General features: G+C 62.4%; 19 protein-coding genes and 1 tRNA gene. 10 read left to right on the top strand and 10 right to left on the bottom strand.

Going from position 1 to position 19,927, the window contains the following annotated elements; genetic code table 11:
- Positions 1-110 precede the first annotated feature (110 nt).
- The gene (locus tag FXB40_RS18270) at positions 111-2,207 is read left to right on the top strand and encodes a putative bifunctional diguanylate cyclase/phosphodiesterase (RefSeq protein WP_148773573.1); all 2,097 of its coding nucleotides are present in this window, start codon (positions 111-113) and stop codon (positions 2,205-2,207) included.
- 21 nt (positions 2,208-2,228) lie between these two features.
- On the opposite strand, the gene FXB40_RS18265 is transcribed toward FXB40_RS18270, so the two are convergent.
- Positions 2,229-2,750 carry a MarR family winged helix-turn-helix transcriptional regulator gene (locus tag FXB40_RS18265; protein ID WP_148773572.1) on the bottom strand — a complete coding sequence of 174 codons (522 nt, stop codon included), beginning with the start codon at positions 2,748-2,750 and terminating at the stop codon, positions 2,229-2,231.
- 177 nt (positions 2,751-2,927) lie between these two features.
- On the opposite strand from FXB40_RS18265, the gene FXB40_RS18260 reads away from it, so the two are divergent.
- Genes FXB40_RS18260 through FXB40_RS18250 form a run of 3 tightly spaced genes read left to right on the top strand, consistent with a single transcriptional unit; the run spans position 2,928 to position 6,473 of the window.
- The gene (locus tag FXB40_RS18260; RefSeq protein ID WP_187436958.1) at positions 2,928-3,968 is read left to right on the top strand and encodes a branched-chain amino acid ABC transporter permease; all 1,041 of its coding nucleotides are present in this window, start codon (positions 2,928-2,930) and stop codon (positions 3,966-3,968) included.
- A gap of 7 nt (positions 3,969-3,975) precedes the next feature.
- Entirely contained in the window at positions 3,976-5,745 is a 1,770-nt protein-coding gene (locus FXB40_RS18255) for a branched-chain amino acid ABC transporter ATP-binding protein/permease (protein WP_148773571.1), read from the top strand.
- Positions 5,742-6,473, top strand: a complete 732-nt coding sequence (locus FXB40_RS18250) for an ABC transporter ATP-binding protein (RefSeq protein WP_148773570.1) — start codon at positions 5,742-5,744, stop codon at positions 6,471-6,473. The genes FXB40_RS18255 and FXB40_RS18250 overlap by 4 nt, the downstream gene beginning before the upstream one ends.
- Here FXB40_RS18250 and FXB40_RS18245 read toward each other — a convergent pair whose 3' ends face one another.
- A complete protein-coding gene (locus FXB40_RS18245; RefSeq protein WP_148773569.1) occupies positions 6,474-7,016 on the bottom strand; it encodes a disulfide bond formation protein B in 543 nt (180 codons plus the stop codon). It abuts the gene before it with no gap.
- A gap of 156 nt (positions 7,017-7,172) precedes the next feature.
- Between FXB40_RS18245 and FXB40_RS18240 the strand changes: the two genes are divergently transcribed.
- Positions 7,173-7,257 (top strand) — tRNA-Leu (locus FXB40_RS18240).
- 336 nt (positions 7,258-7,593) lie between these two features.
- Here FXB40_RS18240 and FXB40_RS18235 read toward each other — a convergent pair.
- Positions 7,594-8,904, bottom strand: a complete 1,311-nt coding sequence (locus tag FXB40_RS18235; RefSeq protein ID WP_148773568.1) for an MFS transporter — start codon at positions 8,902-8,904, stop codon at positions 7,594-7,596.
- A gap of 39 nt (positions 8,905-8,943) precedes the next feature.
- Positions 8,944-9,690 carry an SDR family NAD(P)-dependent oxidoreductase gene (locus FXB40_RS18230; RefSeq protein ID WP_148773567.1) on the bottom strand — a complete coding sequence of 249 codons (747 nt, stop codon included), beginning with the start codon at positions 9,688-9,690 and terminating at the stop codon, positions 8,944-8,946.
- A 182-nt stretch (positions 9,691-9,872) separates the two neighbouring features.
- On the opposite strand from FXB40_RS18230, the gene FXB40_RS18225 reads away from it, so the two are divergent.
- Positions 9,873-10,778, top strand: coding sequence for a LysR family transcriptional regulator (locus FXB40_RS18225; RefSeq protein WP_148773566.1), 906 nt, complete (start codon positions 9,873-9,875; stop codon positions 10,776-10,778).
- A 25-nt stretch (positions 10,779-10,803) separates the two neighbouring features.
- Here FXB40_RS18225 and FXB40_RS18220 read toward each other — a convergent pair whose 3' ends face one another.
- The 6 genes from FXB40_RS18220 to FXB40_RS18195 all read right to left on the bottom strand — a co-directional run bounded on the left by FXB40_RS18220 (position 10,804) and on the right by FXB40_RS18195 (position 15,915).
- Positions 10,804-11,862, bottom strand: coding sequence for an SDR family oxidoreductase (locus FXB40_RS18220; RefSeq protein WP_148773565.1), 1,059 nt, complete (start codon positions 11,860-11,862; stop codon positions 10,804-10,806).
- A gap of 14 nt (positions 11,863-11,876) precedes the next feature.
- Positions 11,877-12,251: a DUF427 domain-containing protein gene (locus FXB40_RS18215; RefSeq protein ID WP_148773564.1), complete on the bottom strand. Its 375-nt coding sequence runs from the start codon at positions 12,249-12,251 to the stop codon at positions 11,877-11,879.
- Between the two features lie 37 nt (positions 12,252-12,288).
- Positions 12,289-12,981, bottom strand: coding sequence for a flavodoxin family protein (locus FXB40_RS18210; RefSeq protein WP_347339769.1), 693 nt, complete (start codon positions 12,979-12,981; stop codon positions 12,289-12,291).
- A gap of 61 nt (positions 12,982-13,042) precedes the next feature.
- A complete protein-coding gene (locus FXB40_RS18205; RefSeq protein ID WP_148773563.1) occupies positions 13,043-13,903 on the bottom strand; it encodes an alpha/beta fold hydrolase in 861 nt (286 codons plus the stop codon).
- Positions 13,904-14,050: 147 nt separating this feature from the next.
- Complete coding sequence (locus tag FXB40_RS18200) at positions 14,051-14,797, bottom strand: SDR family NAD(P)-dependent oxidoreductase (protein ID WP_148773562.1); 747 nt, start codon at positions 14,795-14,797, stop codon at positions 14,051-14,053.
- A 197-nt stretch (positions 14,798-14,994) separates the two neighbouring features.
- The gene (locus FXB40_RS18195; protein WP_148773561.1) at positions 14,995-15,915 is read right to left on the bottom strand and encodes a LysR family transcriptional regulator; all 921 of its coding nucleotides are present in this window, start codon (positions 15,913-15,915) and stop codon (positions 14,995-14,997) included.
- Positions 15,916-16,013: 98 nt separating this feature from the next.
- Here FXB40_RS18195 and FXB40_RS18190 point away from each other — a divergent pair, with 98 nt between their 5' ends.
- The 4 genes from FXB40_RS18190 to FXB40_RS18175 all read left to right on the top strand — a co-directional run bounded on the left by FXB40_RS18190 (position 16,014) and on the right by FXB40_RS18175 (position 19,901).
- Positions 16,014-16,679 carry a redoxin domain-containing protein gene (locus FXB40_RS18190; protein WP_148773560.1) on the top strand — a complete coding sequence of 222 codons (666 nt, stop codon included), beginning with the start codon at positions 16,014-16,016 and terminating at the stop codon, positions 16,677-16,679.
- A gap of 81 nt (positions 16,680-16,760) precedes the next feature.
- Complete coding sequence (locus tag FXB40_RS18185) at positions 16,761-17,840, top strand: type III polyketide synthase (RefSeq protein WP_246207697.1); 1,080 nt, start codon at positions 16,761-16,763, stop codon at positions 17,838-17,840.
- The gene (locus FXB40_RS18180; RefSeq protein WP_148773559.1) at positions 17,837-18,355 is read left to right on the top strand and encodes an isoprenylcysteine carboxyl methyltransferase family protein; all 519 of its coding nucleotides are present in this window, start codon (positions 17,837-17,839) and stop codon (positions 18,353-18,355) included. The genes FXB40_RS18185 and FXB40_RS18180 overlap by 4 nt, the downstream gene beginning before the upstream one ends.
- Positions 18,348-19,901 carry a DHA2 family efflux MFS transporter permease subunit gene (locus FXB40_RS18175; RefSeq protein ID WP_430647586.1) on the top strand — a complete coding sequence of 518 codons (1,554 nt, stop codon included), beginning with the start codon at positions 18,348-18,350 and terminating at the stop codon, positions 19,899-19,901. Before FXB40_RS18180 ends, FXB40_RS18175 begins: the two co-directional genes overlap by 8 nt.
- The last annotated feature ends 26 nt before the right edge of the window (positions 19,902-19,927 follow it).

Here is a 19,927-nt window from a genome sequence, read left to right as displayed (position 1 = left end):
CGTGAAATTCGTTGCAATTTCGGGAAGCTGCCTGCGCATGAGGCAGATCATGGCGACGATTCACCGGATTCTGCTCTAATGCTGCCGCGCTTGAGGGAGGGCAAGGACTCATGGACGATCGTGACAGGCAGGTCGGCGAGATCGACCAGCTCGTCCTTGGCGGGCTGCTCGAGCAGGCCGTCAATAACCTTTGGCTTGGCATCATCCTTTTCAACCAGAGGCGCGAGGTCGTCTACTGCAACCAGCGCTACATGGACTTGTACCGCCTTTCGCCGGAGCAGGTGCGGCCGGGCACGCCGGTCAGTGATCTGATCCAGCATCGTCTCGCACTGGGCCTGAAGATCCGCGGCGAGGCCGATGCCTATATCCGCGCCCGGACGGAAGGCACGTTCGTTAGCGAACGAACCGTCCAGGAATTCGCGGACGGGCGGATCATCGCCTATACCGCCCACCCGCTGCCGAATGGCGGCGGCATGGCCACCCATGAGGACATCACCGAACGCGAGGAGCTCAGCGCGCGCTTGCAGCAGCGCAACATGCAGTTCGACATCGCGATCAACAACATGTCGCACGGGCTGTGCTTCTTCGATGCCGATCACCGGCTGATCGTGTGCAACAGGGACTTCATCGACATGTACGGGCTGCCGCCCGAGCGCGTCCGTCCCGGCATGCCGCTGTCGGAAATCGTCGACATGCGCTTCGAAGCCGGCAGCGTGCCCGCGATGACGCGGGACGAATTCATGAAGTGGCGAACCGGCGTCGTCGTCTCGGCCGAGCCCGTCGACAGCATCATGGAGATGCGCAACGGACGCACCTTCAAGGTCCGCCATCGGCCGATGCCGGATCTTGGCTGGGTGGCGACCCACGAAGACATCACCGAACAACGCCGGGCCGAGCTGAAGATCGCGCATATGGCGCATCACGATGCGCTGACCGACCTTGCCAATCGCACCTTGCTCAACCAGCGGCTCGCGCAGGCGTTCGCGTCAAACCAGACGTTCGCCGTGCATCATATCGATCTCGACAAGTTCAAATCGGTCAACGACACGTTGGGACATCACGCCGGCGATGCCCTTCTGAAAGGCGTCAGCGAGCGCCTGCGTCGCCTCGTCCGTCCGAGCGACACGATCGCCCGCATGGGCGGTGACGAATTCGTCGTCCTGCAAATCCCGATCGGCGACCGGAGCGAAGCGGGCGCGCTTGCGCAGCGCATCATCGAGCAGATGGACGCGCCGTTCGAAATCGACGAACAGCAGACGATCGCAGGGGCAAGCGTTGGCATCGCCATTGCACCGGCCGACGGCACAACACCGGAGCAATTGCTGCGCAATGCGGACCTTGCGCTCTACCGGGCCAAGAGCGACGGCAGGGGCACGTACCGCTTGTTCGAACCTGCGATGGACGAAGAGGTGCAAAGCCGCCGCGCATTGGAGCTCGACCTGCGCAGGGCACTCGCTGGTGGCGAATTCGAGCTTCACTACCAGCCGCTGGTCAAGACAGAGAGCGGCGAGATCAGCGGCTTCGAGGCCCTGATCCGCTGGCAGCATCCGAAGCACGGGCTGATCGCGCCGGGCAGCTTCATTCCGCTCGCGGAGGAAATCGGCCTCATCGTACCGATCGGCGAATGGGTCATTCGACAGGCGTGCAGGACCGCGAGCCAATGGCCGAAACACCTCCATGTCGCCGTCAACATCTCTGCTGCACAGTTCCGCTACGCCGGCCTCGCCGAGGTCATTGTCGGCGCCCTCGCATCCGCGGGGCTGGAAGCAAGCCGGCTCGAAATCGAGATTACGGAGAGCGTCCTCTTGCAGGACAAGGAGGGGACGCTCGCCATCCTGCACCGGCTGCGTGAGCTCGGCGTCCGGATCGCCTTGGACGATTTCGGCACCGGCTATTCGTCGCTGACCTATCTGCAATGCTTCCCGTTCGACAAGATCAAGATCGACCGTTCCTTCGTGCGCGACGTCGCGACCGATGCCGGGTCGCTCAACATCGTGCGGGCGATTGCTGCACTCGCGAACGGGATGGGAATGACGGCGACAGCCGAGGGCGTCGAAACGCGCGAGCAACTCGAGCGGATCGCGGCGGAGGGGTGCACGGAAATGCAGGGCTATCTGTTCAGCCGTCCTTTGCCCGCGGCCGAAATCGAGCGCCGCTTCCTCTCCCTCGAGGCACCCGCGCTGCGCGACCGGTTCGCCGCCGCCTGATCTCCTACGGGAGCGCTCCCCTCAAAACTCGTTCGCGATCTTCGACAGCATCTCGAGCAGGGCTTCGCGGTTGGCCTGCCCCAGCAGCTCGTTCAACCGTGACTCGTGCTTGGTGGCGACGAGCTTCTTGGCGCGCGTCAGTACCGCCTTGCCCTTGTCGGTCAAAACCAGGATGTGCGAGCGGCGGTCGTTGGTGGAGCGGATCCGGGCGCAGAGGTCGCGGCTCTCGAGATTGTCGAGCAGGGCGACGAAATTCGGCCGGAGGATGCCGAGGGTGGAGGCGATCTCGGTCTGGTTCCGGCCCGGGTTCTTCTCCACCAGCAGCAACACCGAGAACTGCGCCGGCGTCAGCTGGAGCGAGGCCATGCAGCGCAAGAAGTTCTCGAACACCTTGAGCTGTGCCCGCTTCAGCACATAGCCGAGCTGTTCGGAGAGCTCGCCGAGCTGGAGGGCCTCGGGCAGGCCCTCGGTGGCATCCTTGCGGCCCTTGGTCGCGTCGGACGGCTTTTCGGAGGACTTTTCAGCGGTTTTAGAAACGGTCATCGCCTCATGCTCGCAATCCCGCTAAATTCGGGTCGGGTCGTTTGCTGCCCTTGAGATTATATTTGATAATTGTTATGGACCATATCAAATATCGTCAGCGTATTTCAATGGCTGTGAACGGACCATCCACCGCAACCGCGGAGACCGGTCCGGATCGTTGAGGGGGAGCGTCCGGTCTTGAACACCACCATCATGCTGTTCCTGCTGCAGGACGGCATTACCAATGGCGCGATCTACGCGCTGCTCGGCCTGGCGCTGGTGCTGGTGTTCGCCGTCACCCGCGTCATCCTGATCCCCCAGGGCGAATTCGTCACCTATGGCGCGCTGACCTATGCCTCGCTGGCCTCGGGCCAGATGCCGGGCACGGCCAAGCTTGCGCTGGCCATGGGCATCGTCGCCTTCGCTTTCGACCTGTTCGTGGCGCGCAAGGCGCTGCATGGCCGGTTGATCGTCCGCAGCGTCCTCACCAACATCGTGCTGCCGGCCATCGTGCTGGCCGTGACGCTCTATTTCGCCGGCCAGAAGCCGCCGGTCGCGGTCTGCATCGCGCTGTCGCTGCTGATCGTCGCGATGATCGGCCTGTTTCTTTACCGCATTGCGTTCCAGCCGCTGGCGCACACCTCGGTGCTGGTGCTGCTGATCGCCTCGGTCGGCGTCCATCTGGCGCTCCAGGGACTGGGCCTGCTGTTCTTCGGTGCCGAGGGCCAGCGCGGTCCGGCGGTGCTGTCCGGCGCCTTCACCGCGGGCTCGCTGCGCTTCACCGGCCAGAGCCTCACGGTCTACGGCATCACCATCGCCTTCATCGTCGGTCTGTGGCTGTTCTTCGGGCTGACGCTCTACGGCAAGGCGCTGCGCGCCACCGCCGTCAACCGGTTAGGGGCTCGGCTCGCCGGCATCCGCACCACGCTGTCGGGCCAGATCGCCTTCCTGCTGGCCTCCGTCATCGGCGCGCTGTCGGGCATCATGATCGTGCCGATCACGACGCTCTACTATGACTCGGGCTTCCTGATCGGCCTGAAGGGCTTTGTCGCCGCGATCATCGGCGGCCTTGTCAGCTATCCGCTCACGGCGGTCGCAGCCCTCTTCGTCGGCATCGTCGAGGCGTTCTCGTCCTTCTATGCCTCCAACTACAAGGAGGTGATCGTGTTCATGCTCCTGATCCCCGTGCTGCTGCTGCGGTCGCTCGCAGCACCCGCCGTCGAGGAAGAGAAGGACTGACGCCAAGATGCAGAGCCGGCTTCCCATCCTCATCTTCGCAGTTTTGATGGCCGCGATCCCGTTCGTCCCGGGCATGCCGCCATTCTGGATCGTGCTGCTCGACAATATCGGCCTCGCTGCCCTCGTCGCGATGGGCCTCGTGCTGCTCACCGGTGTCGGTGGCCTGACCTCGTTCGGACAGGCGGCCTTCGTCGGCTTCGGCGCCTACACCACGGCGCTGCTGACGACGGCTTACGGCCTGTCGCCCTGGTTGACCTTGCCGCTGTCGCTCGTGGTCAGTGGATTGCTCGCGGTGCTGCTCGGCCTGGTGACGGTCCGGCTCTCCGGCCATTATCTGCCGCTCGGCACGCTGGCCTGGGGGCTCGGTCTGTTTTATCTTTTCAGCAAGCTGGAATTTTTGGGTCGCAATGACGGCATCTCGGCGATCCCGCCGCTGTCGATCGGCTCGTTCAAGATGCTCTCACCCGGATCGATCTATTACGCGATCTGGGTCGCCGTGATCCTCTCGGCCCTGCTCACGATGAACCTGCTGGATTCCCGCACCGGCCGCGCCATCCGCGCGCTGCGGCGCGGCCATGTCGCGGCCGAAGCGTTCGGCGTGCACACGCCGCGCGCCAAAATGCTGGTGTTCATCCACGCCGCCGTGCTCGCCGGCCTCTCCGGCTGGCTCTACGCTCATCTCCAGCGCGCGGTGAACCCGACCCCGTTCGGTGCGCAGGCCGGCATCGAATATCTCTTCATCGCGGTGGTCGGCGGCGCCGGCTATGTCTGGGGCGGCGTGCTGGGCGCTGCGATCGTCGTGATCCTGAAAGAGGTGCTGCAAAGCTATCTGCCGCTGCTCCTGCCCGGCTCCGGCCAGGTCGAAACCATTGTGTTCGGCATCATGCTGGTGGCGCTGCTGCAACTTGCGCCCGGCGGCGTCTGGCCCTGGCTGATGTCGTTCCTGCCCGAGCGCACGGGTGGCAGGAAGCCGGACACCTCGCTGATGCTCGAGTCGCGCACCCGCGCGGCCGGCCAATCCGGCGTCCTGCTTCAGGTCGAGAAGGCGCGCAAACAATTCGGCGGCGTGATCGCGGTCAACAACGTCTCCTTCGATGTCCAGGCCCGCGAGATCGTCGCGCTGATCGGACCGAACGGCGCCGGCAAGAGCACCACGTTCAACCTGATCACCGGCGTGCTGTCGGCGACCTCAGGCTCGATCTCGGTGCTCGGCAAGAAAGTGGATCGCGCGCCGCCGCAGGAGATCGTCAAGCTCGGCATCAGCAGGACCTTCCAGCACGTCAAGCTCGTGCCCGACATGACCGTGCTGGAGAATGTCGCGATCGGCGCGCATCTGCGCGGCCATTCCGGGCCGCTCGCCTCGATGCTGCGGCTCGACCGCGCCGACGAAGCCAAGCTGCTTGCGGAGGCCGCCCGCCAGATCGAGCGGGTCGGCCTCTCCGACCAGATGCATCACCTCGCAGGCTCGCTGTCGCTGGGACAGCAGCGCATCGTCGAGATCGCCCGCGCCCTGTGCGTCGATCCGATGCTGCTGCTGCTCGACGAGCCCGCCGCCGGCCTGCGCCACATGGAGAAGCAGCAGCTCGCGAAACTGCTGCGCGATCTGCGCGACGGCGGCATGAGCGTGCTGCTGGTCGAGCACGACATGGGCTTCGTGATGAATCTCGCCGACCGCATCGTGGTGCTGGATTTCGGCACCAAGATCGCGGAAGGCACGCCTGCCACGATCAAGACCAATCCCGAAGTGATCAAGGCCTATCTCGGAGTGGCGGCATGAGCGCGCTGTTGTCCGTCACCGATGCGCATGTCGCCTACGGCAAGGTCGAAGCCGTGCGTTCGGTTGGGCTCGACGTCGGCGAGAACCAGATCGTCACCATCGTCGGCGCCAACGGCGCCGGCAAGACCACGCTGCTGTCGGCCATCATGGGCATCCTGCCGTTGAAGGGCCGTGTCGCCTTTGCCGGCCAGGACCTCGCCCGGCTCGACATCGAGGACCGCGTCGCGATGGGGCTCGGCCTCGTGCCCGAGCACCGCGAATTGTTCGTGACCATGAATGTCGAGGACAATCTTGAGCTCGGCGCTTTCCGCATCGAGAGAAGCAAGGCAAAGGCCTCGATGGAGCAGGTCTATACGCTGTTTCCGCGGCTGAAGGAGCGGCGCAAGCAGCTCGCCGGCACGCTCTCCGGCGGCGAACAACAGATGCTCGCGATGGGCCGCGCGCTGATGGGCGCGCCGAAACTCCTGATGCTGGACGAGCCGAGCCTCGGCCTTGCGCCGATCATCGTCGCCGATATTTTCCGCATCATCACCGAGCTGCGCGCCAGCGGCGTCTCCGTGCTGCTGGTTGAGCAGAACGCGCAGGCCGCGCTGAAGATCGCCGATCAGGCCTATGTGATGGAGCTCGGCGAGTTCGTGCTCAGCGGCAAGGCCAGCGATATCGCGGCGAACGAGGCGGTGGCGGCCAGCTATCTCGGCTTCCAGCACGAAGGCGGGAGCGTAATCTAACTACGCGCGCTGCGCCGTCCGCACAAAGCCCCAGGCGGCGATCCCTGCCATCAGCAGCGAGATCAGCACATTGTAGCCGGCCAGCGACAGGCCGAGGAAGCGCCACTGCACCTCGTCGCAGCGCACCACCTTGACGGTGTCGAGCCGCGACAGCAGATCGCCGGCGCTACCGAGATTGACGACCGGCCCAGAGCAATCGGTCGGCCCCTTCCAGAACCCCCATTCGACGCCCGAATGGTAGGTGCCGAGGCCGGCATTGGCGAGCGCCGCCAGCGCGAGGATCGCGAGCCCGGCCAGCAGCAGCGGTCGCGGCGCGCCGCTCCGCGCCGCAAGAACCGTGAGCGCACCGAGCGGGATCGCGAGATAATAGGCATAGCGCTGCTCGAGGCAGAGCGGACAGGGCAGGATTTCCAGCACGAGCTGGAAGAACCAGGCGCCCGCAATCGTCGCCGCCGCGATCAGGGTGACGGCCAGCGAGGCGGTCAGCGCAGGGCTACTCGCGGCCGATCGAAATGCAGGTATTGCAGCACTCTGGGTCGTCACGGCGGCCTCTCCGGATCAGGCTTGGCTTCAAGGCTCTAACCCCCGCCCAAGCCCCTGTCGAGAACGCCCGGGATCACTTTGGCGCGGGTTGACCCCGCTTTTTCCATGGCTATAGTCCGCCGGCTTCGCGAGGCTCCTTCCCGGGACCGACCGAGGGCCCCTGTGGCGGAACTGGTAGACGCGCTCGACTCAAAATCGAGTTCCGCAAGGAGTGCTGGTTCGATTCCGGCCAGGGGCACCAAGCCAAAAATATCAATAATAACAATAGCTTACACTATTGGTTTGATTCCACATTATCAGGAAAATTTTCGCGGCGCGCTGAAAACACGCGTGAAAATTCACTGCAGCTGTCCGGTTTGTTGGCATTTTTGTTGGTATCTGAGGAAACGGCGAATTCCGCTATTCCGAACGAGGGAATTGAGCAGATGGCCGCAAGAACGATGGCGTGGGCGCCAACCCGAACACGTCGACTGTAGCGCCACCCTACCGAAATTCGACAAAGGCGCCTCTGCCCAACTCAGAAGCTTGTCGAACGGTAGATTCAAATCGGGGAGCTGCAACGAAAGTTACTTCGACATCACTCAAAGTACGACGCACGATCGTTCGCGTGGTCCTCACATGGATGCGGGTCGGGTGGTGATGGAGGTATGGTGGGCGTCGACGTTGCGAGCGCAAGCGTGACAACGTTCAACAGGATGATCGCTGCCGCACCGATATCGACGGCGAGACTGAGCCCCCTCGCCGTCGCAATAGCGCCCAGAACGAGGGCGAGCGCGCCCATCGACAGATAACCCAGGAGATAGAGGGCGGAGAGTATGCCGCCGCGGTTACGCTTGGGAGCCACCGCGCTGATCAGTTGCAGGCCGCCGACAAACAACAGGCTGTAGGCCCCTCCCGCGGCGGAGGTCGCCAGCAAATAGGTGACCAGATCCCGCAGGCTGACCGCCAGGACGAGCAGCGCCATGCCCGAACACGAGATCAGCGCGCCGACGATCAGCGCCGCCCGCGGCGAGAGAGTCCGGGCGATGATCCCGGTCGTTCCCATCACGATGGGAAACAATGAAAGAACGGCGCTGTTGAGAAAGGCGTTGGGTGAACCGATGAGGTCGTGCTCAACTTGGCCGCCGAGCGAGAGAACCAAAACGCCGAACGTATAGGCCGCCACGATGGCGGTCGATGACACCGCAAAAGCCCGACGTAGATGCTTTGGAACGGATGGCATCCACGAGCGCCGGTCACCGCCCGTATCGCCGGGTGTGTGGCGGGGCAAGAACCACGTCCCGATCAGAAGAACGATGAGAAAAAGGGCAAGTACCCAGAAGCAAAGGCGCGTCGGCCATGGCCCGTATTGCGTCAAGGCGCCGCCGAGCAGCAGAGCAGCAACGAAGCCGATGGCCTGCGCCCCCATCGTGAGCGAGGCGGCGCTCTTCGCGTGCTCCGGGCTCGTGAACTCCAGGATAGCGGCGGTCGACGGGCTCGCCGCCAGGCCGACGCCGATGCCCATCAGGGCACGCCCCGCGAATACCCACCACACGTTAGGCGCGACGGCAAACAATAGCGCACCGACAAGAGAAGCAAAGAGGCCCGACAACATCGTCGCGCGGCGGCCAATCTGGTCGGAAATGCCGCCGAAGCCGACCAGCATGACGACGACGGTCATCGGATAGATGGCGAAGATGGCCGCCGTCATCGTATGGGTGAGATGCCACTGCTCGGCATAAAGCCCGTAGGTCAGCGCCGGCGCCGCACTTGTCCAGAGCGTATGACCCACCACCCCAGCCGAAACCAGCAGACTCGCGCGACGCCCCAGGGTGAACCGCCCTGCCACCGAAGGCTGGGTCCGGTCCGCCACGTTACCGCGAACGGACGCAGGCGCTGCCTTGATCATCGCTGTCGTCCTCGCAAATTCCACAAGGTCTCTGGAAGTTTACGAAGCGGTTTTGCCGCCATTCACGGCGATGATCTGGCCGGTGATGAACGACGCCTTGGCGGAAGCGACGAACACGATGGCATCGGCGATCTCCGTAGGGGTGCCGACACGCTTGAGAGGCACTCCCGCGACCAGTCCGGCTTTTCTCTCGGGCGTGCCGGTGAACCGGTCCAGCATTTCCGTTTCAACGGGCCCGGGCGCGACCGCATTGACGCGAATGCCCGATGCCGCACCTTCGAGCGCCGCGGATTTCGTCAGCCCTTCGACCGCGTGCTTGCTGGCGGTGTAGATCGATGCACCCGGCGCGCCGCGATGTCCCATGGTCGACGAGAGGTTCACGATGCTGCCGCTGCCCTGCGCCTGCATCACGCGCATTTCATGCTTCATGCTGAGCAGCACACCGAGCACGTTGGTGTCGAAAGTGGCCGCGTAGCTTTCGGCGGTCTGTTCCGTCACCGGACCGGGCTTGCCTTCAGTGCCGGCGTTGTTGACGGCCACATCGAGTCGACCGAACCGTGTCACGGTCCTGTCGATCAAGTTGCGGACTTCGTCTTCGTGGCGAACGTCCGTGCGAATGAATTCGGCTTCCACGCCGAGGCTGCGGAGTTCCTGGGTCAGGGCATGTCCCGCCTCATCGCGGCGGCCGGAGACGACAATCCGGGCGCCCTCCTGCGCGAAGGCCAGGGCGGTGGCACGGCCAATACCGGCCAAGGCGCCGGTGATCAGGACAACGGAGGTGGTCATGGAGCTTCTCCTGTAGGATCGCACGGTATTGCTGGAAAGCCTTTCTTGGCAGGTTTACCCCCTGAGAGCCCAGTCGGGCGTCGCGTTCCAGATACCTTCAGTACAAGTGATCTAGGTGCCCATGGCGGAAAGGAGAAAGACTTTGTAGGGTCCATCCCATACTCTAAAGGTATGGACAGAGCATGGAGCTGCGTCATCTGCGCTATTTCATTGCGGTGGCTGAGGAAGGAAGCCTCACGCTGGCGGCCGAGCGGCGGCTTCACACCGCTCAGCCGTCCCTGAGCCGGCAGATCCGTGATCTCGAGTTGGAGGTCGGCGCCCAATTACTGATACGCAATTCGCGTGGAATCGAACTGACCCCGGCGGGCCGCGCCTTTCTCGATCACGCGCGCCTGGCGCTGGCGCAGGTCGAGGTCGCCGGCGAAGCGGCGCGGCGGGCGGCACAGGTCGCCAAGCCGTCTTTCGTTCTTGGATTTCTGACCGGGCACGAGGTGACGTGGCTTCCCGAAGCCCTGAGGATTCTCCGCGACGATCAATCCAACATTGAAGTCATCGTGCACAGTCAGCTATCGCCCGACCTCGCAAGGGGGCTGCTTCAGGGCAAACTCGATGTGGCCTTTCTCCGGCGGGAAGACCAGGTGCCGGGCCTGGCATTCAAGTTTCTGGCCAAAGAGCCCCTCGTCGTTCTGCTGCCCAGCGATCATCGCCTCGCCAAGCACGACGCTATTCGCCCGCAAGACATCCCGCGCGAAACCTTCATCAGTGTTCCCAAGACGACATCACCGGCTCTCAGGGCTGTCATCGACGATTATGCCGCGCGCACCGGAATCGATCTCACCCCTGACCAGGAAGTCGACAATATTTCGATGGCGATCTCAATGATCGTATCCACGCGCGGCCTCGCCTTGTTGCCGCTTTATGCCCGAAATCTTCTTCCACCATCGGTCGTCAGCCGCCCTTTGCAAGGCGAAGCACCGATGATCGATCTTGTGATCGGCTACAACAGGGCAAACACGTCCTCACTTCTCAAGGTGTTTCTCTCCAAAGTGGACGACCTGATCGCGCGTGGAAGCGGAAGCATTTCGTAAAGGGCTGGCCGCTCGGTCTGGCAGGTCACGGAATGATCCGCTCACGCCGAAAGTCTGAAAACATCCGAAAGAACATTTCCTCGGTGTCCACCAGGTCGTGGAATCCGAAACGGCGGGCCTTGCTGGTATCAGAGACGATATCGTAATCGGAAGCGAATACGCCGTCCGGGTAGCCCCAGGCCGCAATCTCTTCGAAGCGGAATTTCTGCAATCCGTTCTTCTTGACGATTTTGTCCCAGGTCGGTCCCTTGTCCGCCATGGACCGCGCAAGGTTGATGTGCCGTGGTGGAGCCAGCTCCATCCCGAAGAAGTTCGCGAATCTGGGCCACAGGTTCTGCCACCTGATGAGATCGCTATTGGTGATGTTGAACGCCTGGTTGGCGCATTTCGGATCGGTCGCCATCCACGCGACGGCCTTTGCCAGAAGAGCGGCGTCCGTGCACTGGTAGAGCGCGGTATAGGCTCCCGGCTTGCCCGGAAAGCTGAGAGGCAACCCCAATGCCTTGCAGACGTTCGCATAGACTGCGATCGCCAGGGTCAGGTTCATCGGTCCTCCCGTGGAGAATCCGCAGACCGCGTGCGGACGCCCGACCGACCACGTCCAGCGCTTTCCTTTCTGGAATTCTTCGAGAAAGTCCTGCTGGTCGTAATAGAAATTCGGCGGCATGTGCCGCGGATCATCTTCCTTGGTCGGAGTCTTGTAGGGACCGAGGTGATTTCCGTACCACCTGGTGCCCTGAGAGAGATGAACATGCTCGAGCACGGGTGACGCAGCCTCGACGGTCTTGACGAGGTTGAAGAACATGTTGGCGTTCGCCGACATCGTCTCGGCGGGATCTGCCCGCTCCGTGATGGCCAAATAGAACAGGTGCGTGATGTTCGTGAGCGGACCGAGCTTGGCCCGGCAGTCGGCCGGATCGAGAAGATCCACGGCGATGTGCCTGTAGTCGCCGGGTATCCGCGGCTTCCGGCGCGACACCGCAACGATATCCCAGCCACCCTGCTCGAGCAGGTGAGCCAGCATGTAGCCGCCGGCCAGGCCGGAGGCACCTGTGACAAGTGCAGTGCGCTTTGTCGTCGGCATCTGTACTCTCTCCCTTACGTCGCCTTGATCTCGTCGACGCGATCTGGATAGAAGGCGACGTAATCCTTGATTTGCGCCATCGCTTCAAACGGGGTCTCATAAGTCCACACTGCATTGCGTGAACGATCCCCGCCCGCTGGAATGCTGTAGTAGGAGGCGTCGCCCTTGTAGGGGCAGTAGGTGGTGTGTTCGCTGCGCGCGAGCGCTGCCATATCGACATCCCGGCGGGGGACGTATTGAACCGGCGGATAGGACGCTTCGCGAAGCGTCAGCGCATCACCCGTGTCGGCGATAACTTTTCCGCCGACTTTGACAACGACGCGAGACAGGTTTGCCTCGATCGAAATGAGGTGATCGGGCCCTGGAACCTTTATCGGCCTGTCAGTCATGACGTGTCTCCTGAATGGAAGCGGATCGTGCGAAACCTTAGGCCGTGACCCGCCCAGTCGTGCCTCGATTGTGTTTGGAAGCCATCACGCCCCGGCCTTCCGGATCCTGATTGTCGGCACCACCCGAAACGCCGCGGTTAGATCGCCGGCCGAGCGCCGCCCGGCCAGCCGACAGCTCCTGCGCGACCTCGGCCACTCGGCGGCCGAGGAATTCCGCGGTCCGAAGATCGGAGGGCGGAGGAGCAACATCGCCGCTCAGATCCATGTCGGCCTGGCCGGCCATCCCGAGCGTGTAGCTGTCGCGGTTGAGGATGTCCTCGTTGGTGTAGGAGCGATTGTTCCCATAGTTCAGCCCGAGATTGATCCAATGCATTTGGTGTTGGGCCGCGAATGTCATCAGCTGGACCAGCGAGTTCTGCTTGTCGCCGCCGCGGGACGCGCCATTGGTGAAGCCAGCAGCGATTTTTCCCTCCCAGCGTTTTTCGGCATATTGAAGGTGCGAGGTCGCATCCATGAATGCTTTGAATGGTGCCGACAGGCTCCCCATGTAGGTTGGCGCTCCCATGATGATGGCGTCTGCACCATCGAGAAGCTCCCAGCGAGCTGGCGCTTGCTCTGCCGTTACAAGTTCCACGCTCGCGCCACTGACGGCCGTTGCACCACGTGCGACTGCTTCGGCGATCTTCACGGTGTGCCCATATCCGCTGTGATAGACGACGACGATTTTCACTGGAACTGACATGGGTGCTCTTGGATCGGGGGCAGATTTGACAAGCGGCACGAGCGCTGCGTCATCGCGCATCCTCTTCGGACAAGAATGCGGAAACGTGCTGGACGAACCGCTTCGGATATTGGTACTGCGAACCGTGATTGGCGTCGGGATAGAGGACAAGCTGGGCGTCAGGCAGGTGCCGCTGCAGGATGAACGAATTCACGGAGTAGATGATCACGTCCTTGCCGCCGTTCACGACCAGTGCCGGCTGACGGATCGCCTTCAGATATTCGAACGGCTCCTCCCGTGGCGCGCCCCATTCGCTGATCGCCTCGATCTGGGCGGGTGCGACCTTATCGTTGACCTCGGGATCGCGGTGCTCGGCGCGTAACCGGAAGCGTTTGAGGAACTCGCGGCCCGCAGCCTGGCTCTTCTCGGACTTCGTGAAATGCACACGAAGCCAGAGACGATCGGGCTCGTCATAGGTGGCGCCGAAGATCTCCTGCGCCTCTGGCGTAAGCGTGGCCATGCCCTCGCCACCGCGCGGACCGGTGCCGACCAAGACCAGTCGCCTCACGAGGGCGGACGCCTGAAGGGCGATTTCCTGCGCGACAAAGCCGCCGATGGAGAAGCCGAGCACATCGACCTTCGTCAGTCTTAGCGCCTTGATGAACGCCACCGCATTGGCGCCCATTTTCCCGATCGTGGTGGGCACCTCTCCAGAGGAGCTGGACACACCGGCGTTGTTGAACAGGATCACTTCGCGGTCCTTGGCGAGACCGTCGGTCACTGCCGGATCCCAATGGTCCATGGTGCCGGTGAAATGCTGGTTGAAGACGAGCGGCACGCCGGCTGCCTTGCCAAAGCGGCGATAGGCAAAGCGGATGCCGTTGGCTTCGACAAACTGCGTCGGCGCGGTCTGGTGATTATGCTGGGTCATTGATTCCCTTTTGCGGCGGCTCGAGCCTGGGTACGAAGCGGTCGAAAGTGGCGGCGTCCGGACGCGCAGCGAAGCTGCGAGAAGGGTTGCCTCGGGACGACCACGCCCGTATTGGGGCGCGGAGTAAGCCTCCGCGCCCCAACAGGATCAGTTGGCGCTGTGTCCGCCGTCGACGTTGAGAACGTGACCGGTGATGAACCTGGCCTCGTCCGAACCGATGAACACGATGCCGTCGGCGACCTCCTCGGAGAGCCCGAGCCGACCCAGTGGAACCTGCGTCGCCAAAGCCGCCTTGTTCTCCGCCGTGCCGGTGAAGCGGGTCAGCATGCCGGTGTCCGTCGGACCAGGCGCGACGGCATTCACGCGAATTCCCGACTTGGCAACTTCGAGCGCCACCGATTTGGTAATGCCTTCCACGGCGTGCTTGGCGCCGACATAGATCGAGGCAAAAGCCGCGCCCTCGTGCCCATAGGTCGAGGAAATGTTGATGATGCTCCCGCTCCCCTGGGCCTGCATGGCACGCACTTCGTGCTTCATGCTCAGGACCACTCCGACAACGTTGGTCTCGAACGTCGCCGCAACGGTTTCGGCGGTCTGGTCCGTGATCGGGCCAACCTGGCCTTCGGTGGCGGCATTGTTCACCGCGACGTCGAGACGACCAAACCGTGCGACGGTCTTGTCGACCATGGCGCGAACGTCATCTTCCTTGCGGACGTCGGCCTTGATGAACTCAGCCTCGGCACCCAGAGAACGAAGCTCCTTGACCAGCTCCTTGCCGACCTCATCCCGCCGGCCGGCAACGGCCACCTTTGCGCCCTTCCTGGCGAAGGCGACGGCGGCGGCGCGCCCGATGCCCGTGAGGCCACCGGTGATCAAAACAACTTGCGTGCTCATTCTACGATCCTTTGTTGGCCGCCCGAAACGCGCGGCACTTCGTCCATGCGCGATCGCACCGTCGCGTGACGATGATCGTCAGCGTTGTTCGATCTCAATCATCAAGACGAAGGTAGCGGCGGGATGCTCCCCGCATTAGACGCGAGAGGGGACTATTAGATATTCTGACCAAGAATGAATGGCCCGCGCGCCTTATCTCACGCGGTCAGTGGTCTCTTCAGTGACTCGCTCTGTGTGGTCGGAATACAAGTCTCGACAAATGAGGCGAACTCTCTCGCCTTGGCGCTCGCCATCCGCCCGGTCGGATAAACCGCCCAGAGCTCCAGGCTGGGAAGCTCCCAGTCATTCATAACGGATTTGACGATACCTGACGCAAGTTCGGGAGCGAAGTTCCACTCGGACGTAATGGCAATGCCGAGGTGAGCAAACACCGCCTCCCGCAATCCCTCCGCGGCGGTGACTTTTAATCTGCCCCCAACCGCCACCGACGTCTCAGCCGATCCTTGACGGAACGTCCAGGACACGCCACCCCCATCCGGAGTGTAAATGACGGTCTGATGCGCGATCAACTCTGCCGGACTTTTGGGCTCTCCGTACTTCGCGAAGTATTCCGGGGTCGCCATGACCCGCCGGCGCGCCTGACCAAGCTTTCTTGCCACCAAGGTCGAATCCGCCAGCGAGCCACTGCGGAAGGCAACATCGATGCCTTCCTCCACCAGGTTGATGGGCCGATCATCCAGCACCATATCGATCTCGAGTTCGGGGTTCTTCTCCAGAAAACGATCAAGTTGGCGCATGATGTGAAGGCGCCCGAAGCAAACGGAAGCGGCGATGCGCAGCTTTCCAGTCAGTGCGGCTCCGGCGCCGCGCGCTGCCAGAACGGCTTCTTCAGCCTCCTCGATGGAGCGTTTTGCCCTGACATAGAAATTCATCCCCGCTTCGGTAGGGGTCAAGCTGCGCGTCGATCGCAACAGAAGACGAACACCAAGCCATTCCTCAAGCTGAGCAATCGCTTTGGATACCGCCGGCTGCCCCACTCTCATCTGGCTCGCCGCGGCGGAGAACGATCCCGTGTCAACAACGCGAACGAACGTCTCCATCGCAAGGTGCCGGTCCATATCCATTCTCCCTTGGAATGAGCATTATCACCCCGAGAAGGGTGTCGTCAGAGCGAAAGATCGCCCATGGTGTGGCGCGTCGACCTGTCCGAGAATAAATGGTGACCAGATTGATATGGTCAAACGACGGATCGGATCCACCTGGCTTACCCGCCGGGCGCTCTCGCTCGCCTGATGACACCGGTACGCCTGGTCTAGGCTTGCGCGTCGTGCGAGCGGGGAAGAAGGCCCCTGACTTCCGCCTTCGCGATCAACACGGCCGTCGCGTAGTGCTGAGCGAGCTGTTGCTTCGCAGCTCAGTTGTTCTTCGATTCTGCCGCAATGAGAATGCGGCAAGCTGTGTTCGCGAATTCAACTCTTTGTCGGCGCTCCAAGGCGATGTGGAGCGAATAGGGGCGGCGCTGGTCGTTATCGCAGTCGAACCGTTCGACCCTCGTCCCTTGGGCAAAGACGCGGCGTCTTTTCCCTTTCCCATCCTGGCTGACAAAAAAGGAGACGTGGCCCAGTCTTACGGATTGACCTTCCAGGTGTCGGCACCAAATGGCCCAGACATTGATGACACAAACGGCAATCCACAGGGGCGCGAGATTGGGTCCGCCCCCGCGACTTATGTCATCGATCAAACGGGACTGATTGCCCTTGCCTTCGTTGACGTGGAGTGCCGCAGTTTGATGGACCATGGTCAGATTCTGATGGCGCTCGAATGCCTCGCCAGGCGGAAGCAACAACCTCTGCATGTCGAATCCAAACCGGGGAGGTCGTAGCGCCATTCAAGTTTTAGTGACGGGTCCGGCTAGATCATTTCGTACAAGCGTCGAAATATTTGCACCGCGCCGATGTTTCTTATGCTGATGACAGAAACACCAGAATTCCCGATGCCCCCGGCTGCACTGGTCTCCCTGGCGACGTCGGTGCCTCCCCACGTGTTTTTGCAAGAGGACGTGCTGACGGCGGCATGGGATGTCTTCGGCGCCCGCTTTCCCGAATTCGAGAGGTTCTCAAGCATCTTCTCGAACACCGGAATCGTGAAGCGTCACGGTGTCAAGCCGTTCGACTGGTATCTCGAACGACGAGGCTGGCCCGAACGCACCGAGGCCTTTCTCGAAGGAGCTGAAGCGCTATTTGTCGATGTCGCCGAGAAGGCGCTGGCGAGCGCGCAACTTGCCGGCGGCGATGTCGACACTGTCGTGACCGTCTCTTCCACGGGAATCGCGACACCAAGTCTCGAGGCGCGCGTTGCTCGCCGGATGGGCTTTCGGTCCGACGCAATGCGCGTACCGGTGTTTGGTCTCGGCTGTGCGGGCGGGGTTTCGGGTTTATCGATTGCATCGCGCCTCGCCCAAGCGCGGCCCGGTACCAACGTGCTGCTGGTCACGATCGAGCTCTGCTCGCTCGCACTTCGCCTGGACGAACTTACCAAAGCCAACATCGTCGCTGTCAGCCTGTTTGGCGACGGCGCTGCCGCAATCGTGTTGCGCGCGGGCGATGGCGGCGCGACGCAGATCGAGGCGGCCGGCGAACACCTTTGGCCGGATACGCTCGGCATCATGGGATGGAGTGTCGACCCGGAGGGATTCGGCGTCATCTTTCGCCGCACCATACCTGACTTCGTCACGAGGCATTTCAGCTCCGCCGTGACCGAAATTCTCTCCAGAATGCATCTTTCGATGGAAGACATCGAACGGTTCATCTGCCATCCCGGCGGCGCGAAGGTTATCGGTGCATTGGAAAGCGCGCTCGCGCTCGACCAGGGAACGCTTTCCCATGAACGGCAGATTATCGCCGACTTTGGCAACATGTCGTCACCCACTGTATTGTTCGTGCTCGAGCAGGCTCGCGCGAAGGGGCTGCCGGCACGCTCGCTGTTGACGGCGCTCGGACCCGGCTTCACCGCGAGCTGTGTCACGCTACGGCACACTGCGTGACGTTTGCTGAACTCATTCTCGGCGCCATCACGCTGCAGCGCGTGGGCGAACTCGTCATTTCGCGCGCTAACACGCGAAAGCTCCTGGCGCGTGGCGCCGTCGAGGTGGCACCCCGGCATTATCCGTTGATCATCACGGTTCATGCAGCCTGGCTATTGTCGCTGTGGGTGTTCGGACGCGACCAACCGGTGAATGTCGTCGCCCTGGCCGGCTACCTTGCCCTTCAGTGCCTTCGCTTCTGGGTCATCTGGACGCTCGGCTCACGATGGACGACGCGGATTATTGTTCTGCCCGAACTGCCGCTGGTGTCAGCGGGACCCTATCGATTTCTGTCGCATCCCAACTATGCCGTGGTTGCCGGCGAGATCGCTGTGCTCCCTTTGGTTCTGGGTCTGCCGCTGCTGGCCATCGTCTTCACCATCCTCAACGCTGCGGTCCTTGCGATCCGCATACGGGCCGAAAACCGCGCCCTCGCCGCATCCCGTGAGACATTGTGCGTGGCGCATCATGACTGAACGGGTTATCGAGCCGAGTGCGGCTACGTGGCTTGGCTTCGCGCTGATGTGCCTTGGCATGTTCATGGCGATCCTCGACATTCAGGTCGTCGCCACTTCGCTACCCACGATCCAGAGTACACTCGCCATATCGCGAGAGGCGATGAGCTGGATTCAAACCGCGTATCTGATCGCCGAGATCATCGCCATTCCACTGACCGGGTGGCTTACGCGCGCTCTGACGCTGCGATGGCTGTTCGTTATTGCGATCAGCCTCTTTACTCTCGCCTCTATCGGTTGCGCATTCAGCAGCAGTTTTACGACGCTTGTCAGCTTCCGCGTGCTTCAGGGCTTCGCTGGCGGCGTGCTGATTCCGGCGGTTTTTTCCGCTGTCTTCCTGCTGTTTCCGATCCGTTTGCATCCCGTTGCCACCACCATGGCCGGCATTATGGCCGTGCTGGCGCCCACGGTCGGGCCGGTGGTTGGTGGCTGGATCACCGACACATGGTCCTGGCATTGGCTGTTTCTGATCAATGTCGCCCCCGGCGTGGTCGCCGCACTCGCCACGCCAATGCTGCTGCCGCGCGAACGACCCCGGCTTTCTGATCTGGCCACACTCGACGTGCCGTCTCTCGGACTTCTTGCGGTTTCGCTTGCATGCCTGGAGATCGGTCTGAAGGAAGGCCCGCAACACGGGTGGCTCTCTCCGTTCTGCTCCATCCTGATCGTCTTGAGTGCTGCCGCGGCAACCGTCTTCGCGATCCGAACACTCAGGACCGCGCATCCGGTGGTCGAACTGTCGACATTCAAATCTCGCTCGTTTGCGATCGGTTGCGCCTTGAGCTTCTGCCTCGGAATTGGATTGTTCGGCTCGGTCTATCTCATGCCGGTCTTCCTCGCTTATGTCCGACATCATGACGCATTTGAAATCGGCACGATCATGCTCGTCACCGGCGTTGCGCAGCTTGCCACCGCGCCGGTTGCGGGCCTGCTGGAAAGCAGGTTTGATCCCCGTTGGTTGTCGGCGGCGGGGTTTGGTCTGTTCGCGATTGGACTGGGTTGCAGCGCATTCGAGAGCCGTGTCGCCGACTTCCAGGAAATGTTCTGGCCGCAAGTCTTGCGCGGCGTTGCGATCATGTTCTGCCTGCTGCCTCCGACCCGGCTGGCGTTGGGTTCGCTGACCGCATCACGGGTACCCGACGCAAGCGGCCTGTTCAATCTGATGCGAAACGTCGGGGGCGCAATCGGTATCGCGCTGATCGATACGATCCTTTACGGGCGCACCGGCGGGCACGCCGAGGCTCTGCGCGAGCGTCTGATTGCGGGCGATGTGACTGCGGCTCAGGCGATCGGGCTTGACCTGACGCTGTTTACCCACCGCCCCCCGCAGGTCTCCGATGCCACGGTTGAAGCCTATCTGCGTCCCATGGTCGAAAAGGCCGCGTTCGCGCTCAGCGCCAACGAAGCCTGGGCCCTCCTCGCTTGCGTGGCGCTGCTCGGACTGTTGCTCATTCCGTTCGCGGCCGGTCCCCTGGAAGGTATCGATGCGGGCGCGGATCGACTCTGAAATCCGATCGGAGGCATTCTTGCGCA

Origin of the sequence: Bradyrhizobium rifense, assembly GCF_008123425.1 — a bacterium.
Taxonomy (GTDB): domain Bacteria; phylum Pseudomonadota; class Alphaproteobacteria; order Rhizobiales; family Xanthobacteraceae; genus Bradyrhizobium; species Bradyrhizobium rifense.
Note: the sequence above shows the minus strand (reverse complement) of the source record. Positions and strands in the feature narration are given on the sequence as shown.

Coding starts and splice junctions, on each gene's coding strand:
- FXB40_RS18270 (WP_148773573.1), top strand. CDS start 111: ATGGACGATCGTGACAGGCAGGTCGGCGAGATCGACCAGCTCGTCCTT.
- FXB40_RS18265 (WP_148773572.1), bottom strand. CDS start 2,750: ATGACCGTTTCTAAAACCGCTGAAAAGTCCTCCGAAAAGCCGTCCGAC.
- FXB40_RS18255 (WP_148773571.1), top strand. CDS start 3,976: ATGCAGAGCCGGCTTCCCATCCTCATCTTCGCAGTTTTGATGGCCGCG.
- FXB40_RS18250 (WP_148773570.1), top strand. CDS start 5,742: ATGAGCGCGCTGTTGTCCGTCACCGATGCGCATGTCGCCTACGGCAAG.
- FXB40_RS18235 (WP_148773568.1), bottom strand. CDS start 8,904: ATGATCAAGGCAGCGCCTGCGTCCGTTCGCGGTAACGTGGCGGACCGG.
- FXB40_RS18230 (WP_148773567.1), bottom strand. CDS start 9,690: ATGACCACCTCCGTTGTCCTGATCACCGGCGCCTTGGCCGGTATTGGC.
- FXB40_RS18225 (WP_148773566.1), top strand. CDS start 9,873: ATGGAGCTGCGTCATCTGCGCTATTTCATTGCGGTGGCTGAGGAAGGA.
- FXB40_RS18220 (WP_148773565.1), bottom strand. CDS start 11,862: ATGCCGACGACAAAGCGCACTGCACTTGTCACAGGTGCCTCCGGCCTG.
- FXB40_RS18215 (WP_148773564.1), bottom strand. CDS start 12,251: ATGACTGACAGGCCGATAAAGGTTCCAGGGCCCGATCACCTCATTTCG.
- FXB40_RS18205 (WP_148773563.1), bottom strand. CDS start 13,903: ATGACCCAGCATAATCACCAGACCGCGCCGACGCAGTTTGTCGAAGCC.
- FXB40_RS18200 (WP_148773562.1), bottom strand. CDS start 14,797: ATGAGCACGCAAGTTGTTTTGATCACCGGTGGCCTCACGGGCATCGGG.
- FXB40_RS18195 (WP_148773561.1), bottom strand. CDS start 15,915: ATGGACCGGCACCTTGCGATGGAGACGTTCGTTCGCGTTGTTGACACG.
- FXB40_RS18190 (WP_148773560.1), top strand. CDS start 16,014: ATGGTGACCAGATTGATATGGTCAAACGACGGATCGGATCCACCTGGC.
- FXB40_RS18185 (WP_246207697.1), top strand. CDS start 16,761: ATGCTGATGACAGAAACACCAGAATTCCCGATGCCCCCGGCTGCACTG.
- FXB40_RS18175 (WP_430647586.1), top strand. CDS start 18,348: ATGACTGAACGGGTTATCGAGCCGAGTGCGGCTACGTGGCTTGGCTTC.